The organism is Bacillus sp. RO1 (genome assembly GCF_012524115.1).
Lineage (GTDB): Bacteria > Bacillota > Bacilli > Bacillales > Bacillaceae_I > Sutcliffiella_A.
Genome location: NZ_JAAZWB010000033.1, coordinates 20,195 through 35,656 on the forward strand (window position 1 = coordinate 20,195; position 15,462 = coordinate 35,656).

Here is a 15,462-nt window from a genome sequence, read left to right on the forward strand (position 1 = left end):
CCTTTTCTAATAAGTATTACCAGGCGCTCATACCGCCTTTGACATTCGTAAGTTTTTTAAATCCTGCCTTTTTCAATTGTTTGACGGCTGCGTTACTGCGCATGCCGCTTTGGCAAATTACGATGATCTCTTTCTCTTTTGATAGCTTGTTTGTGTTGTTTCCAATGGTGTTCAAAGGAATATTCTGAAACTGTCGAATGTGATTTCCTTTGTATTCCATCGGTGTACGCACATCAATGAACTGTTTGTTCTTATCGTTTAACTCTTGTTTCAATTCAGCCGTTGTAATCTGACGGACGCCGGCAGTCGGCTTCATTCTGTTGATGAGAAAAACCACTGCCAGCCCCATTAAAATATAAGGAAGAAACTCCATCTAGCTACACCCCTTTAGATAAATAAGTTTACATTACCTTCAGAAGCATCGCCTAAATAAGCCCCAACCCCTGCGTACTCAATTCCGTCAATCATTTCTTCATGCTTTAAGCCAAGTAAGTCTACCGTCATTTGGCAACCGACTAACTTTACATCCTGCTCTTTTGCCATTTCAATCAAGCTTGGTAAAGATTGAACGTTATGCTTTTTCATGATGCCTTTAATCATTTGCGGACCCATTCCAGCCATGTTCATTGTAGATAACGGCAACTTGTTAGCTCCGCGTGGCATCATTTTGCCAAACATTTTTTCAATAAAGTTTTTCTTAACTGGAACAAGCTCTTCTTTACGAAGTGCATTCAATCCCCAGAATGTGTGGAAAATAGTTACTTCGTGATCATATGCTGCGGCACCGTTCGCAATAATATAGGCTGCCATCGCTTTGTCATAGTCACCGCTGAAAAGTACAATCGTTGTTTTCTTCTTTTCCATGATAAGATCCTCTCCTTTTATGTTTTCGATCGTTACGCTTTTTTAATGTAGAAAGTAAATACGTCGTTCTCTTCTTTCATGTCTAATAGTTCATTGCCAGTTGCTTTGCACCATGCAGAAAGGTCTGTTTTCGCCCCTTTGTCTGTCGTGATAACTTCTAGAATCTCACCGCTGTTCACTTCATTTAATGCTTTCTTTGTTTTCACCAATGGCATTGGGCAAGCTAATCCTTTTGCGTCTAATACTTTATTTACATTCATGTTTAATTCCTCCTAAGTTTTTTACCCCTGGGGGTATTTATTTTATTAAAAAATATTTTTTATATCTTTATACCTGGTAGGGTATATTTTACTTCAAAAAAATAATGCGTCGCTTTCAATACCCTTGGGGGTATAGTAACATACAAAAAAATATGATGCAACCCTTCACCCAAATACCCTAGTGGGTATCGGTAACTCTATAATATACCACTTAGGGTATATTATCAAGTACTTTTTTTACTATCTGCTTTTAATAAGAAGATCAACCGCTTGTTGCACCATTTCACTAGTCTCTTCACCTTTTAGTACATTTTCTCGAACGCATTGCTCCAAGTTTGTACTAACGATGACGCCAATGGCACGTTCTATTGCAGTGGTTGCAGCATTTAACTGTGATACCACATCTCGGCAATCTTCGCCTTGCTCCATCATATGAAGAACTCCCCTGATTTGCCCTTCGGCACGTTTCAAACGATTCTTCATTTGGTTTGTGTATTCCATATCAGACATGCACCTCCTGTTGAAAATGATGTAGTAACAATGTCTATGCTCATATATTATACCCCTAAGGGTATATTGTCAACCCTTTGAAATAGAAATTTTTTTACTTCCTTATTATATAAGGTGCGGTATGTTCCTGGCTTCTATACTAATGAGAAGTCACCTTCTATTAATAAAATCGTTTCAACAATCATCCATTTATGGTACGATTATTATTGTATTTTAACTAACGAAACGTTTCGATTCTTATTATTTTGTAAGCGCTTTTCTACTTTACTTTGAGGGGATGGAAAGACATGATTGAAATAAAAAATAAACAGATACTCATAGATGGTAAACCCGTGCTTATTATGTGCGGAGAGATACATTATTACCGGTTGGAAAGGAAAGATTGGCAGGATCGCATTAATAAACTAAAAGAGGCAGGGTGTAATGCCGTTGCAACGTATATCCCTTGGTTGTGTCATGAACCTGTTGAAGGACAGGTGGATTTAGATGGCAGCACGCGACCGGAATTGGATTTGGGCGCTTTTATCGATCTTTGTGCTGAAAACAATCTATATTTCTTTGCAAGACCAGGCCCGTTCATTATGGCGGAAATGAAAAATGAAGGAATACCACATTGGGTAGCTGAGAAGCATCCTGAAGTTGTACCTGTCGGGTGGGATGGAAATGCCGCAACTACACCAACTCTTGATTACCTGGCTCCTAACTTTCTAAAAGAAACGAAAAAATGGTATGAGGTAGTGATGGCAGTAATCGCACCACGTTTGCATATAAACGGCGGAAACATTATTGGAGTGCAGCTTGATAATGAAATTGGCATGCTATCTTGGGTCAGCAACTGTCCAGATTTAACAGAGCAATTGTTGGAGGACTTTGTTCTCTGGTTAAACGAGAAATATGAAGAGGCAGAGTTAAAAGAACGATATCCATTTAATCTGCAGGATACGTATGAAAGAATTACTGGCATCCGCTCTCCAAAAGAAGAGTATGCAGCCGAACTAATGCGAGACCTTGGTCATTACATGAGAGATCGATTTACACGCTATGTCGCTATTTTGCGTGAGTATGCTGAAGAGTTCGGTGTAAAAGATATTCCTTTCATTGTCAATATTCACGGAACAGGTGGAGGCCGGGGATTGACGTATCCGATCGGCATCTCCCAACTTTATGAGTCTTATACCCAAAGTGATGGCTATATGTCCGGTTCCGATATCTACTTTGGAGACTTAGATATGGAGTCATTCCAGGATCTTTACTTGATCAATGGTTTTATGGACGCCGTTCATAACCCGGACCAGCCTCTAACTAGCGTCGAGTTCAACTGTGGCGATGGCAACTTTGGTGAAACTTATGGCGGTCGCTATGATGTTTCCGCAGCCGATTTTAAAACAAGAATGTGTGTCGCACAAGGTAATCGTCTGATCAATTACTACCTTTTTACCGGTGGATATAACTACAATATGAATGAAGCAGCAGGCGATGGAAATGGACGTATTGCTTCTACTGGAGAGCGTCATGGTTTTGCTGCACCAGTTAATCCGGAGGGCAAGCTCAACTATACTTTCCCTCGAATGGCCCGCTCCATCCAAACGATGATGGCTGTCGGTGACAAGCTTGCCTCAATGGACGAAGACCGAGATTCTGTAGCTTTTGCATTTATTCCTGACTATTACATGACGGAGTATCGTTATCCAAAAAGCACAAAGATGCGCGAGATCACAGACAATATCACGATGCACCGCGGGGCAGGTGCTTGGGAAATCGTAGCGCGTGCTATGCTCCTTGCAAACTATCGTTTCAGTTCTGTGGATGTGCAAAATAAAGAATTGGATCCACAAGCGACAAAGGCGCTAGTACTGCCTTCTGCGCGTTATATGGACAAAGAAGTCCAGCTGAAATTGGTTGAGTATTTGCAGCGTGGTGGAGGAATTCTGCTTTACGGAGAAGTACCGACCTTTGATATGGAAGGGAAGCCTTTAACTGCTTTAGCTGATGCGCTTGGTGTGAAGCCCTTAGGAGTGGCATTCAATGAGCATGGTCGCTTTATGTCTTTAACAGCGGATGGTTGGGCAGCTGAGCGCCCTGAGATCCGCACTTATTTTAACCAGACATTTGAGCTTGGTTCTAATGCAGAAGCCATCATGCGTGTAACCGAATCCGATGATGTATGTGGTTTTGATGCGAAGGTTGGAGAAGGTCGTGCCATCGTACTTGCGACTGCTTACCGTTGCGATATCGACCTTTTCAAAACAGCACTGGAGCAACTTGGAGCCGTTGCTGGTCTTACACATGATTGTGAGTACCATGGGATATTTTCGACGTCTGTCTCAAACGGGAACGAACGGTTTGTACACATTCTAAATCTTGACGGATTTGATAAAGAGATCCAGCTGAATCTAGATAATGAGAATATTTTTGAAGGCCGCAAGTTCACCCTTCAAAGCAAAGACGGCGTGATGTTGCCATTGAACGTTACTTTGGATCATCCAGGAGTTACAGTTGTTTATTCAACAGCAGAAATATTTAATGTTTCGGATAACTCCATCGAATTCCGTTTAACACAGAAGAGCGACACCATTTGCTTAAATACTGATCGAACTATTGTCGACAGCGAAGATTACACGATAGATAATGAAGGTTCTATGGTGACGTTAACTTCCAACAAACATGCAAAAGTGGATGATCGACTAGTGGTTAGATTTTTATAACTATTTTTACTCACTAAAAAGAGGAATCGAATTATGTCAATCGATTCCTCTTTTATTTTTTGTATCATTAAACTTTCACCAATCCTGGGAGCTTCTCCAAATACCCTTTGGCGATTAGCAACCCTTCCTTGGTTTTTTCCAAATTACCGCCCCATATAGGATCCTCATGTTCAATGCTGACTACACCGTCATAACCTGCTTCTAGCAACTCGGAAATAAATTTATTCCAATCCAGTGCACCATGTCCAGGCAATCGATACCTCCACCAGCTATAATCTGTCAGGAATCCCACTCGTTTCAACCTCTCTTCATCAATCTCCGTATCCTTGGCATGAACATGAAAGATTCGGTTGCCAAACTCTTTAATAGGCGAGTAAGGATCGATAAACTGCCAGATTAGATGGGACGGGTCAAAGGTCAATCCAACATTAGGCGAATCCAATCTTTCGAACAACCTGCTCATCAGCTCAGGTGAAATCGCGATATTCCCCATCAATGGACAATTTTCAAAAGCAATTTTCACATTGACTTTTTCCGCCAATGCCACCATCTCTTCAAAAAAACCTTCCACTTTATCTAAACTGTATTCAGGTTTGGGACGGATCGCATCATAGCTATCGTACTTATCCACCTCTGCATTCATCGAAATGCCAGTTGACGTTACCACTGTTGGAATACCCAGCTCGCCTGCTTTTTGGATTCGGCTTTTTAACTCCAGACGATGACCCTTCGCAATTTCAGGATTATCACTTAAGAAGTTGCGACAATAAGTTAAAGCGGTAATGTTAATCTGCCCTTCAGAAACCACCTTTTCTAAATGATCAAATGGAATGTTGGGGCCAATTTCCAAGTGTTGAAAACCATGTTTCAAAGACCATTCAACTATTTCATTTATATCTTTCACACCATGGTGAACTATTGAATTCGTAAGATAACCGATATCCATCGTTGCTTCCCCTCTTCACCATATTATTTATTTGCCGTGAATACCCCATATAATAACGCGACACTTGCTGCACCAATTATTCCTTGATGTTCCCCAAGGTCTGTTGTGACAATTTCTATATTTCTTTTTTTTGCTAAAAAAGATAGAGTATTGACTTTCCCTCTAATTTCTTGGATGAGAGGTAAATCTGCTTTGGCGAGTTCACCGCCAATAACTATTTTTTGTACGTGAAACATATTAATGAATGAAGTAAGTACAATAGCAATCCTCTCTCCTGCCTCCATAAGAGCGTGGTTCACTTTTGCATCCCCATTCTGACTAGCCTTAATGATACTGCTCGCCGATTCAAGGTTTAGCGCATGTAAAAGAGCCTCTTCAGAAGCATATCTTTCCAAGCATCCTTTATTTCCACACCAGCAGTCAATTCCTTCCGGCTGATAGGTCATATGGCCAATTTCCCCGGCCCCGGTCAACTCACTGCGGTAAAGCTGGTCATTAAGAAATAAACCTGCTCCTATTCCCTGCCCGATATAAACACTCAAAAAGTCTGAGTGGTTTTTGCATGAACCGAACATCTTCTCACCAAGTGCCATTCCCCGTACATTATGATCAAGGTATACAGGTACATGAAAAATATCGGAAAGCTCGGAAGCAAGGTTGACATTTTTCCACCCAAGATGCTCCGCTTCCAGAATGCTCCCATTGTCGAAATCCACAAGACCAACCGACCCGATTCCAATACAGCTTACAGATAACCTTTGGTTTTTATGAAGAAAGCTTTGCAGTTTGTCAATTAGAAGTCGAAGAAATTCAACCTGGTTTATTTTTTCAGGAATGGTAAAGCTAGTTGACGTTAAAACATTCCCTTTTAATGTGACAATACCCATTTCAACCCGGTCACTTCTGATATGTATCGCTGCTACCCTTTTTACTTCTTCATTTAATCCAAGTACCACTGTTTTGCGACCCGCTCTTTTTCTATCACTTACACCGGTTCCTAGTTCTATCACAAAGCCTTCTGCCATCAACTCGCTTATAATGTTGGTTATCGTGGCAGGCGTAAGCTTGGTAAAGGCTGCTATTTCCTGTCTTGTTGGTGCTTCAAAACGCAGTAAAGTTTGAAATACCAACGCTCTATTCAATTGTTTGGTTCTTAATGTATTCTGGCCAATAAATGACATATTACGTTCTCCTCTTTATGGAGACGGTCTGAGTTTAACACTTCAAGTTCAAAGTCTATTAAACCCTTACCTTACATAAACGAAGTTCATGGGCACCGTCTTCTCTTGTGTATTCATAATAATACCATATCTGATCTTCGTGAATGATGGCATCCACATAACGAACCGCCTTCTTTAAGCTAGTTTCAAGAACAGGACCGTTTACATTTATTTTCGCAAAGGTTTTTAAATCCACTGTTAATGCCAATGCCAACTTTTCTTCATAGTTCTGTTCGACGCCGATACTCCCATCCCATAAAACGGTATAAGCACCTTGATACGGGATAATGGAAGTAAGTCGAGATTGATAGCGGTCCCACCCTGATTCACTTACAGGTAAAACCGTATCCTTCCATTCAAAGTTTACTCCATCGGTACTTACAGCAAGGCCAGTCGGGGCAACTGCCAATCCAGTATTATGAACATCCTCTGTTTTATGCATGCTGCCTAAGTCAGCATCCTCTATTCCTTTGGCGTATACAAAATACATATAATATAAGTCATCATGTTTCACTATATATGGATCTTTTACACCTTCTACACCAGGATAATCAGATGCTGTTAACACTTTTTTTCGCTTATTGACATCAAATGAAAACGGAGTCTCAGCTTCTACTACATCAATCCTCCATCGATTATCTGCTGAATCCACATAGCTGACGTAAAGACGATATAGGTTGTCTTTTACCTTAACCAATGCAGAACGTTCAATGGAGCTTGAATTCAATTGCTTTTTATGCAAACTCCATACATCCGTAAAATTCTCTCCATCTTTACTGCTTGCGATTCTAACCTCAAAGCCTCGTTCATTTTCTCCCAAGCCACGAGGATTTCTTAATCTATAATATAAGTAGAAGGTTTCATCTTTCTCATCAAAAAGGATGGTAGGTGCTCCTGCCCAATAGCCTGTATTGTTTCCGAGTGGGGTTATCACTGCCTTTCCTTCCTCTGGATGAAATAAAGGTGCAAGTTTTACCTGATTTTCCTGTATGATTGTTTTCGCCATATTAAATTCCCTCACTTTAATTATTTTGGAATTGTGACACGTTTTATTGAAATTCCGAAAGTGACACTCTTATTCCCTTTTCACTAGACAATACAGCCGCATCAATTACTTTAGCCGCCTTCGCTCCATAAGCAAAGGAAAGCTCATGAGGCTTATCGTGTACGATCGCATCATAGAATTCGGCATATTGCTTCCCGCGAGCCAACCCTGGGAAAATATGTCTCTCTTGGAATGTCATATGTACTAATTCATCAGCCCATGCGCCATTCTCCGTTCGACTTCGAAAATATACCTCTCCATCCTTATTCATGGAAACTGCCCCTTTTGTCCCCACAATCTCTAATCCATCGCCTTCCTGTGGCAGTAACCTGGAATTATTCAGCGTGCAAATAGCACCATTCTCCATTCGCAAAATAACCGATGCTAGATCATCATTGGTTACAGCTTGTTTCCCTTCTTCTGTCTGACGGGAAGTGATGAATGTCCCAAGGGCTGCCTGTACATCATGAATTTCTCCACAAACATCCGACAAGAAAAATTGAATCAAATCAACTTGGTGAATTCCGAAATCTGCTACGGAACCAGGGCCAGAATGCTCCTTTTTCATACGCCATTCCAATCCGACATTTGGATTTCCTATTCTAGATCCACCGAGCTTATGTCGATAGGAGAAAATGTCTCCCAGTTTTCCTCCTTGAATTAATTCCTTTATTAATTGTGCGTAAGGATGATAACGATATTGCATTCCCATATAATGAGTAATTCCTGCTTTTTCTGCTTCATCCGCCAAAAGTTTGGATTCGTAATAGTTAATGGAAAGAGGCTTCTCACATAGGACGTGCAATTTCCGCTTTATCGCTTCCCGCGCAATAGCTCCATGAGACAAATTATCCGTACAGATGGCAATGGCGTCTACCTTATCTAAAAGAGAGTCGAGACTTTGACAGATAATCCCCAAAGATAAATCGTTTCGATCCACCCAACTTCTGGCGTTTTCTTCATTGATATCAAAAACGGCCGTTAGGTCCCATTGAGGAACTGCCTGTATTCCTTTAAGGTGATCGGTAGCAACTCCGATTGTCTGCCCTGTTCCAATAATGCCAATACGCAATTTCACTTTGATTGCACCTCGCTTTAATTAATAATTAATTAATTCATTAAATTATTTATTTTCTTGTTGTAATCTTACCACTTCTCATTAGACTCCTCAACCAAAAATTAAACTAAATCAAAACAAAAGGGACCGTTCTCCACACCTGGAGCCGATCCCTTCTTATGTACTGTCGTTTTTTAACTCATGGAGTCTATTAACTTGTGGAGATTTTCTATGCTCACTCTCAGACTATCTAACGGATTACCTGGACAAACATCTTGCTCCACCGCATACCATTCGATTCCATTTCTTTCTCCCCAACGTAAAATAGGTTCAAAATCAATGGTCCCAGTCCCTACTTCCGCAAAGGATTGCTCCTCATCTTTTGCCATGTCCTTAAGATGAATAATTGGCATTCTGTGGGAATACGGCTCCAAAAAGCTAACTATTTCTTTGCCACCCTTTTTCACCCAATACACATCTAGTTCAGCTAACAACAGGTTGTCATCCGTTGGATCCAATAGGTACTCCAACGCATTTTTCCCTTCAATCTCCGTCTCAAATTCAAAATCATGATTATGATAACTAATGCGGTACCCATCCTTTTGAAGCTTTCTAGCAATTTGGTTCAATTCAGCCTTTAAAGAAATGTAGCTCTCTACATTTCTATCTTCTTCTACGAGGTATGGAAGAATTAAGTCTTTGGTTTCAAACAATTCAGCTTGTTCTAGTACTTTCGGAAGATCATTTCGGAAACTATTAATATCAACATGCATCCCAGCTGTCTTAAGTCCTAGTTCTTTCATTAATATAGAGATTGCCTGTGGGTCATGTCCAAACATGCCGGATATTTGTACCCCTGCATACCCCATATCTTTCAATTCTCTTAATACTCCCGGAAAATCTGCTTCCAACAAATCTCGGACCGTATATAGTTGCGCTGCTATTTTATGCTTCATCTCTACTTTCCTCCCTTTAACAATCATTATTTTATCGTTCAAACAAAAGCAACCAAGAGTTATACACCCTTGGCCACTAATTTCTTACACCCACCACATATCAGCAGGTTGTTCTTTTATCAACACAGATTGAAGGTTTGTCACAGCGCGTGCAAAGCCCTCTTCAATCGACATGATTGGGTCTTCGTGCTCGATGCTGACTACATAATCATACCCGTACGTGCGCAATGCACTCATCATATCGGACCATTCTTGGACACTATGTCCGCAACCAACTGAACGGAAGCTCCATGCACGTGTTTGAACTTCACCATAAGGCTGCATGTCCGTTAAGCCGTACATGTTCACATTATCTTGATCGATATATGTGTCTTTTGCATGGAAATGATGGATCGCGCCAGCTTTTCCTAAAATTTTAATTGCTGCAACAGGGTCGATTCCTTGCCACCATAAATGACTTGGATCCAGGTTTGCACCGATTGCAGGGGACGTTAGCTCACGAAGTTTTAGCATCGTGTGAGGCGTATGTACCAAGAATCCGCCGTGCAGTTCAAGACCAATTTTGATATTACGCTCTTCTGCATACTTCCCTACTTCCTTCCAGTAAGGTACAAGCTTTGTCTCCCACTGCCATGTTAGTACGTCGCCATACTCATTTGGCCATGGTGCAACCGGCCAGTTTGGCGCTTTAGCCGTCTCACTGTCACCAGGAACGCCTGAGAAACAGTTTACCACTTCAACTCCTGTCAAAGCAGCAAGGTCAATTGTTTTTAGCAATGTTTCATGCGATTCTTTTGCAAAAGCCTCATCCGGTGAAATTGGGTTACCGTGACAGCTGAATGCACTGATTTGCAAACCGCGGGAATGGATTTCCTCCATATACGCATTGCGTGCCCCTTCGTCTTCAAGAAGAGTATCCAATGGACAATGGTTGTTTCCAGGGTAGCAGCCTGTACCGATTTCCACTGCATCCAACCCTGCCGCTTTCACATAGTCAAGCATTTCCGTAAAAGGTTTATTTGCAAAAAGAACGGTAAATACGCCTAGTTTCATTAGTGTTCACGCTCCTTAGTTCAATTCGTTTTGGATGTTGACAATCTTCTTCGTTTCGTTAGATTCAAGCGCTCCCAAAATAACCATTAAGGAGTTCTTTCCTTCGTTTCCGTCTACAAGTACTTCTTTGTCTTCTAGGATGCTTTCTACAAAATGATCGATTACATGAGAACCAGTTTGTCCGCCTGCATCATTGCTTTGAATTTTACCTAATTCATAGCGAACTGTTTCTCCTGTTGCGTATTGTACGACTAAAGAGTGAGTCGGATCGTCTTCTAAACGAAGAACTGCTTTTTCCGCATAGATGATCGTGGAGTTATCTTCACGCTTGTAGGACCAGCTAGCAGCAAGTGTTCCGACGATTCCACTTTCTGTTCTTAATGCGCAAACCGCTGTGTCATCGACATCTGTGTTTTCTTTTGCAGAAGTTTCAATGAATGCACCCACTTCTACGATTTCTTCTCCTAAAAGGTATCGCAATAAATCGGACTTGTGTACGCCAAGGTCTCCCATTGCCCCGATAAATGCTTCTTCTTTACGGAAGAACCAGCTGTCTTTTCCGTCCACGCTCCATCCTTCGGGCCCAGGATGTCCGAATGCTGTCCGGAAGCTGTAGATTTTTCCTACTTCGCCACTTTCGATAAGCTGCTTAGCTTTTTGGTGGGATGGAACAAAACGTTGGTTGTGCGCAATCATTAGCTTTTTGCCAGATGCTTTAGCAGCAGCAATCATCTCATCCGCTTCTTCTTTGGACGTTGCCATTGGCTTTTCACATAAAACATGCGCTCCAGCTTTGGAAGCATAGATGGATACAGGGGCATGCAGGTAGTTCGGTGTGCACACACTCACAACATCCAATTCTTCACGGTCGATCATTTCTTGATAGCTTTCATATGCTTTTCCGCCGTAAGTTTCAACCGCTTGCTCTGCACGTTCTACTACAACATCGCATAGTGCAACAAGCTCTACATTTGGATTTGCATGGTACTCCGGTAAATGACGGTGCTTTGCGATACTTCCGCATCCTACTACTCCAACTCGTAATTTCTTCATTTGGTTATCCCCCTTATTTGCTTTTGATTTCTTCTAATGGTTTTGCGTTCCCGTAATATACATCGCCGATTGTTGTCGGTTTTGCCCAGTTAACGGCATTCTTGATAACTTTTTGTACTTTTTCGTGGTAGTAAGTCGGGTATGTTTCATGACCTGGACGGAAGTAGAATACTTTCCCTCTTCCACGCTTGTATGTGCAGCCACTGCGGAAAACCTCTCCGCCTTCAAACCAGCTTACAAACACTAACTCGTCCGGATCTGGAATATCGAAGTGCTCGCCATACATTTCTTCGCGCTCGATATCGATGTGCTCCCCGATACCTTCAGCGATCGGATGGCCTGGTGATACTACCCAGATGCGCTCTTTCTCGTCCGCTTCTCTCCATTTCAGGTCACAGGTTGTACCCATCAATGTTTTGAAGATTTTAGAGAAGTGACCAGAGTGAAGAACGATTAATCCCATTCCGTCTAGTACTCTATTTTTTACGCGAGTAACGATCTCATCGCTCACGTCATCATGCGCGACATGGCCCCACCATAAAAGAACATCGGTGTTGTTTAGTACTTCTTCGGTTAGTCCGTGCTCTGGTTCGTCCAATGTTGCGGTTCTTATTTCGTAGTTTTCTTCTTTAAGGAAGGAAGCGATAGCACCGTGGATACCTTCTGGATATACTTCTCTCACTTTTTCGTTTGTTTGTTCATGACGGTTTTCATTCCATACAGTTACTCTAATCATTGATTGTTGCTCCTTTCTTTGCTTGCAGTCTATTTTGGTTACACCGCTGTTGATTTCCGCGCCAGGCTTTGCTTTCCGCGGGGTCCTGCTGGAGCCTCCTCGGCAAGCCTGCGGGGTCTCCACCTAGTGCTACTTTCCGCAGGAGTCTACGCCTTTCGCTCCAATCATCAGCTAGGTTACTTACTTTAATTTTTGTAAAATCTCTAACTCTATTAATTTGCTATGGTTATGTTTGTGGGAACGTTTCCATATTGGGATATATGCAACATTCCTAGAGAACTCTCCTACATTATAAATGGATAATAAAGCGTTTTCAATGTTAAAGTCCGAACTAGATGGTAAAATTCCGACTTCTCGTGTGAAGGTTGGGAGTAAGTTTGGGGACGGGGGAAGATACACGGATGTGAAAGTGATGGAAATGAGGAAAAATGGATAAGTGCGTTGTATACATGGATAAATCACTTTTACAATGGATATTTTTTTTTTACAATGGATAAATGGCTTTGAACAATGGATAAAATCATTTTACAATGGATAAACGTCGATCCTCCCATTGTACTAGTAGTCGAGATGGGCAATTTTCATCAGCGATGACCAATATTCAATAAAAACTACTTTCAAAGCCGGCAAACTCCCCAACAACCAATCAAAAAAAGCCCTCCCTGTCACATCAACAGGAAAGGCCAGAACATAACTTTATTATTACCTTACTTCACCGACTTACGCTCCACTATCTCGGTAGAAAGGTTATAGTAATTTTCTACTGTATCCTCTTTGGCCAAAGCTTGGAAAACTACATGCACCGCTAGAGCACCAACCTCATACTTGGGCTGCCTTACAGTCGTGAGCGGCGGGTTCACATATTCAGCCATCTGAATGTCATCATACCCTATGATGGAGATATCATCCGGCACGCTGATTTTGTTCTCTTTGAAAGCTTGCAGACCGCCAATCGCCATTTCATCATTGGCATAGAAAATCGCTTCCGGGAGCTGGCGTTGTGCGATCAGCATTTTTGTTGCTCGGTAGCCACCCTCACGAGTAAAATCACCGGATAGCTTCCATTTGTTCTGATACTGGATTCCGTGTTCCCTCAGGGCAGCCATGTACCCGTCAAAACGCATTTGGTTATCATGAGAATTCATCGGTCCGCTTACATACCCGACTTCACGATACCCTTTATTAATCAAATATTCTGTAGCCGCATATCCACCATGAAAATTGTCTACTTCCACTTGATACACAAATTCATGATCAATCTTTCGATCAAGTACGACAATTGGAAAACCTTCGCGGGCTGATTCTAAGACAATATCATTTGTAATATTATGGGCAAGTATGATTGCGCCATCCACCCTTTTTTCTTTCAAAAATTTTGCTGCAGTTGACTGGGTACCACCAACGGAGCTGCATGCTATCAGGTCATACCCATGTGCTGTTGTAACTTCCTGTACCCCTTTAATGAGCTCGGAATAAAATGGTCCTGATAAATCCCGCAATATAAGTGCAATCGTGTTTGTTTTGGTTCTTTTTAAATCAGACGCAAAGCCATTTTTCATATAGTTTAACTCTCTTGCGGCTTCTTGCACTTTTTTCATCGTAGCAGGACTGACCTTGTTTACATTGTTCAGTGCATATGACGCCGTCGAAACAGCCACGCCTGCAAGCTTTGCCACATCTTTAATTGTTGCCACCTTGCTTAACCCCCTTATAGAGACAGGACACATGTCCCAAAATGACCTGTGTTCTGCTCCTGTTCGAAACGTTTCAATATCCTATCTCTAGCATAATGTAAACGTTCTTATTATTCAATAGCTTATAGCTTCCAAAGAGGGGCTCTTCAAAAGAATATCCTACTTACTTTTCAAACAAATCCTGTTTGTCCTGACCTAATCCAAAAGGCAGGATTTCTGGGCGAGAACAACTATTTTTTATTGAAATATGCTTTCCCTCCATTGAAGATTCGTGGATGGCATGCATTACCTCTAGAACCTGCAAGGCCATATGTCCATTTGCCCTGTGCTGTCTGCCAGCTCTGATGGCATGGGCCATATCAGCTGCTCCAATTCCACGACTATTATCTGAGTAACCATATTCCAGTGGAACTTCCTTAAAGTCGTTCGCCCCAATTTCTCGGACCCGAATTGCACCACCAAAATTATTCGGATCAGGAACACTTAAGGTTCCCTTTGTACCGTAGATTTCCATGCAAGGCAGCTGAGTACCACCCATTACATCAAAACTTGTAATCAATGTACCTACCGCGCCATTTTCAAAATCAAGCAAGCCGGTGACATGTGTTGGTGTTTCCACCTCAATTTGACGTCCGTAATCTTCTGCTCTTGTCACGATCCGTTTTTCAAAAGCTGATTGGGTCGAGCCTGTCACACGTTTAATTGGTCCTAATAGGTGAATGAAAGCCGTTAAATAGTATGGCCCCATGTCAAACATCGGCCCGCCGCCTTTTTGATAGTAAAAGTCAGGAGCAGGATGCCAGCCCTCAGGACCCGCTCCAAGCATGAAACCTGTTGCGGCTACCGGTTTACCAATAATGCCTTCATCCATAAGTTTGCGGCAGGTTTGCAGCGCACCGCCAAGGAAAGTATCTGGGGCACAACCAACACGAAGTCCTTTTTGCTCAGCCAGTTCTAAAAGTTTTCTTCCTTCCTCTACTTCGATGGTCAACGGTTTTTCAACAAATACGTGCTTGCCTGCTTCAAGTGCTGCAAGTGTTACTTCATAGTGTGCTTTAGGGATGGTCAGATTTATAACCATTTCAATTTCCGGATCTGCCAGCATTTCTTCGACCGTGTAGACTTTCTCCACGTTATATTGTGCTGCCTTTTCTTTCGCGCGTTCCAAGTTCAAATCCGCTACTGCGACAATGTCCAAGATGGAAAATTTGGTTGGCGCTTCTAAATAAATACCGCTGATAGTGCCTGTACCGATTACTCCCACTTTCACTTTTTTCAAGATATTCTCTCCTCACAAAAAAATACGACGCACTTAAATCTACGCCGTATTTCATTATTAGATTGGTATTTTCCTATTTTACCC

Annotated in this window: 15 protein-coding genes; 1 reads left to right on the top strand and 14 read right to left on the bottom strand. The window is 41.9% G+C overall.

Going from position 1 to position 15,462, the window contains the following annotated elements:
• Positions 1-16 precede the first annotated feature (16 nt).
• From HC179_RS02635 to HC179_RS02650, 4 genes are all read right to left on the bottom strand, one after another.
• Positions 17-373, bottom strand: coding sequence for a rhodanese-like domain-containing protein (locus HC179_RS02635; RefSeq protein ID WP_168862909.1), 357 nt, complete (start codon positions 371-373; stop codon positions 17-19).
• Positions 374-387: 14 nt separating this feature from the next.
• Positions 388-864, bottom strand: coding sequence for a DsrE/DsrF/DrsH-like family protein (locus HC179_RS02640; protein WP_205825196.1), 477 nt, complete (start codon positions 862-864; stop codon positions 388-390).
• Between the two features lie 32 nt (positions 865-896).
• A complete protein-coding gene (locus HC179_RS02645; protein ID WP_168862910.1) occupies positions 897-1,124 on the bottom strand; it encodes a sulfurtransferase TusA family protein in 228 nt (75 codons plus the stop codon).
• A gap of 240 nt (positions 1,125-1,364) precedes the next feature.
• The gene (locus HC179_RS02650) at positions 1,365-1,625 is read right to left on the bottom strand and encodes a metal-sensitive transcriptional regulator (protein WP_010196754.1); all 261 of its coding nucleotides are present in this window, start codon (positions 1,623-1,625) and stop codon (positions 1,365-1,367) included.
• Between the two features lie 296 nt (positions 1,626-1,921).
• Here HC179_RS02650 and HC179_RS02655 point away from each other — a divergent pair, with 296 nt between their 5' ends.
• Positions 1,922-4,339: a beta-galactosidase gene (locus HC179_RS02655; protein ID WP_168862911.1), complete on the top strand. Its 2,418-nt coding sequence runs from the start codon at positions 1,922-1,924 to the stop codon at positions 4,337-4,339.
• Between the two features lie 67 nt (positions 4,340-4,406).
• On the opposite strand, the gene HC179_RS02660 is transcribed toward HC179_RS02655, so the two are convergent.
• The 10 genes from HC179_RS02660 to HC179_RS02705 form a co-directional block, all read right to left on the bottom strand.
• Positions 4,407-5,285, bottom strand: a complete 879-nt coding sequence (locus HC179_RS02660; protein WP_168862912.1) for a sugar phosphate isomerase/epimerase family protein — start codon at positions 5,283-5,285, stop codon at positions 4,407-4,409.
• Positions 5,286-5,308: 23 nt separating this feature from the next.
• Positions 5,309-6,466 (bottom strand): ROK family transcriptional regulator, encoded by a 1,158-nt coding sequence (locus HC179_RS02665; protein WP_168862913.1) that lies wholly within the window; start codon positions 6,464-6,466, stop codon positions 5,309-5,311.
• 58 nt (positions 6,467-6,524) lie between these two features.
• Complete coding sequence (locus tag HC179_RS02670; RefSeq protein ID WP_168862914.1) at positions 6,525-7,511, bottom strand: glycoside hydrolase family protein; 987 nt, start codon at positions 7,509-7,511, stop codon at positions 6,525-6,527.
• Between the two features lie 43 nt (positions 7,512-7,554).
• Positions 7,555-8,628 carry a Gfo/Idh/MocA family protein gene (locus HC179_RS02675; protein ID WP_168862915.1) on the bottom strand — a complete coding sequence of 358 codons (1,074 nt, stop codon included), beginning with the start codon at positions 8,626-8,628 and terminating at the stop codon, positions 7,555-7,557.
• A 173-nt stretch (positions 8,629-8,801) separates the two neighbouring features.
• Positions 8,802-9,563 (bottom strand): sugar phosphate isomerase/epimerase family protein, encoded by a 762-nt coding sequence (locus tag HC179_RS02680; protein WP_168862916.1) that lies wholly within the window; start codon positions 9,561-9,563, stop codon positions 8,802-8,804.
• Positions 9,564-9,647: 84 nt separating this feature from the next.
• Complete coding sequence (locus HC179_RS02685) at positions 9,648-10,616, bottom strand: sugar phosphate isomerase/epimerase family protein (RefSeq protein ID WP_060665432.1); 969 nt, start codon at positions 10,614-10,616, stop codon at positions 9,648-9,650.
• Positions 10,617-10,631: 15 nt separating this feature from the next.
• On the bottom strand, positions 10,632-11,669 hold the full coding sequence (locus HC179_RS02690) for a Gfo/Idh/MocA family protein (protein WP_168862917.1): 1,038 nt from the start codon (positions 11,667-11,669) through the stop codon (positions 10,632-10,634).
• A 13-nt stretch (positions 11,670-11,682) separates the two neighbouring features.
• Entirely contained in the window at positions 11,683-12,405 is a 723-nt protein-coding gene (locus tag HC179_RS02695) for a ThuA domain-containing protein (RefSeq protein ID WP_168862918.1), read from the bottom strand.
• A gap of 707 nt (positions 12,406-13,112) precedes the next feature.
• A complete protein-coding gene (locus HC179_RS02700; RefSeq protein ID WP_168862919.1) occupies positions 13,113-14,099 on the bottom strand; it encodes a substrate-binding domain-containing protein in 987 nt (328 codons plus the stop codon).
• A gap of 163 nt (positions 14,100-14,262) precedes the next feature.
• Positions 14,263-15,378, bottom strand: a complete 1,116-nt coding sequence (locus HC179_RS02705) for a Gfo/Idh/MocA family protein (RefSeq protein WP_168862920.1) — start codon at positions 15,376-15,378, stop codon at positions 14,263-14,265.
• Positions 15,379-15,462: the final 84 nt, after the last annotated feature.

What these genes read in the sequence shown, in the direction of transcription:
- HC179_RS02690 (WP_168862917.1), bottom strand. Translation starts at nt 11,669, where the DNA reads ATGAAGAAATTACGAGTTGGAGTAGTAGGATGCGGAAGTATCGCAAAG.
- HC179_RS02695 (WP_168862918.1), bottom strand. Translation starts at nt 12,405, where the DNA reads ATGATTAGAGTAACTGTATGGAATGAAAACCGTCATGAACAAACAAAC.
- HC179_RS02635 (WP_168862909.1), bottom strand. Translation starts at nt 373, where the DNA reads ATGGAGTTTCTTCCTTATATTTTAATGGGGCTGGCAGTGGTTTTTCTC.
- HC179_RS02670 (WP_168862914.1), bottom strand. Translation starts at nt 7,511, where the DNA reads ATGGCGAAAACAATCATACAGGAAAATCAGGTAAAACTTGCACCTTTA.
- HC179_RS02665 (WP_168862913.1), bottom strand. Translation starts at nt 6,466, where the DNA reads ATGTCATTTATTGGCCAGAATACATTAAGAACCAAACAATTGAATAGA.
- HC179_RS02650 (WP_010196754.1), bottom strand. Translation starts at nt 1,625, where the DNA reads ATGGAATACACAAACCAAATGAAGAATCGTTTGAAACGTGCCGAAGGG.
- HC179_RS02640 (WP_205825196.1), bottom strand. Translation starts at nt 864, where the DNA reads ATGGAAAAGAAGAAAACAACGATTGTACTTTTCAGCGGTGACTATGAC.
- HC179_RS02645 (WP_168862910.1), bottom strand. Translation starts at nt 1,124, where the DNA reads ATGAATGTAAATAAAGTATTAGACGCAAAAGGATTAGCTTGCCCAATG.
- HC179_RS02655 (WP_168862911.1), top strand. Translation starts at nt 1,922, where the DNA reads ATGATTGAAATAAAAAATAAACAGATACTCATAGATGGTAAACCCGTG.
- HC179_RS02685 (WP_060665432.1), bottom strand. Translation starts at nt 10,616, where the DNA reads ATGAAACTAGGCGTATTTACCGTTCTTTTTGCAAATAAACCTTTTACG.
- HC179_RS02660 (WP_168862912.1), bottom strand. Translation starts at nt 5,285, where the DNA reads ATGGATATCGGTTATCTTACGAATTCAATAGTTCACCATGGTGTGAAA.
- HC179_RS02680 (WP_168862916.1), bottom strand. Translation starts at nt 9,563, where the DNA reads ATGAAGCATAAAATAGCAGCGCAACTATATACGGTCCGAGATTTGTTG.